The organism is Treponema sp. R6D11 (assembly GCF_054786075.1).
In genome coordinates, this window is record NZ_BDHD01001117.1 from 1 (window position 1) to 383 (window position 383).

Annotated in this window: 1 protein-coding gene; it reads left to right on the forward strand. The window is 46.0% G+C overall.

Features of this window, described 5'->3' with window-relative positions; genetic code table 11:
- Window positions 1-283, forward strand: a 283-nt coding sequence (locus tag ACYVTD_RS17730) for a type II toxin-antitoxin system MqsA family antitoxin (RefSeq protein WP_461248939.1), incomplete at its 5' end; no start/stop codon positions are given.
- Between the last annotated feature and the right edge of the window lie 100 nt (window positions 284-383).

Sequence of the window (383 nt, forward strand, 5' to 3'; positions counted from 1 at the left end):
CACAGGAACAGTGGGAAGACGGCGGCAGAAAGCGGAAGGAGAGCAAACCATGAAATGCGGTATTTGCAAGGCGGAAATGGAAGAAACAAATGTCACTTATACTGAAGATATTGATCAGGGGGTTATTGTTGTCCGCCATGTTCCGGCTCATGTTTGTACAGAATGCGGTAATACATGGTACAGTGGGACAATTGCCTCACAACTTGAAAAAATGATTGACCGATTTGCATCTTCGACAGGAGCTGAAGTTTCAGTAATCAATTTTGAGAAATCGGTTGCATAAATATAGCAAGATGTATGCCTAAAGATTTTCTTCAGTACAGGCGGACAGGCTGCGCGCGCTGTAAAAACTTCGGGGGAACGCCGCCTACGAGCCTTTCGGC